At 77.8% G+C, this 397-nt stretch carries 1 pseudogene; it reads right to left on the bottom strand.

Annotated features, from left to right (window positions below):
• Positions 1 to 397: pseudogene (locus ACOV8S_RS31515) on the bottom strand (hypothetical protein); the annotation flags it as partial.

The raw sequence follows: 397 nt of genomic DNA, 5'->3' as shown, positions 1-397 counted from the left end.
GCCGGGGCCGGGGAGCGTCCGCCCCGGTGTCCGGGAGCGTGGGGACGTCGGCGGCGTACAGGCGCTGGTCGCGGTGGTCGGTGAAGACCAGGAGGTGGGTGCCTTCCGGATCGGCGGCGGGCCGGGCCCAGTAGGGCCGGCCGCCGTACCCCAGTGAGCGGTTGCGGACCGAGACGCCGGGCGCGAGTACGGGCACGGCGTCCTCGGCACCGGGGGCGTTGCGCAGGAGGCGGACGGTGTCCGTGGCCGGGTCGGAGGCGCACCACCAGTTCTCCGTGCCGACGCCCTGCGGCCAGGAGGTGGAGCCCGAGGCGTCGGCGACGGCCTGTGCGGTGACGGGCGAGGGCCAGGTGCCGTACGGCAGGGGCGCGGGGAGGGCGGGAGTGGACGCGGGGGA

It is taken from the genome of Streptomyces sp. CO7 (assembly GCF_053474865.1).
This window is presented reverse-complemented; position numbering and strand designations above follow the sequence as displayed.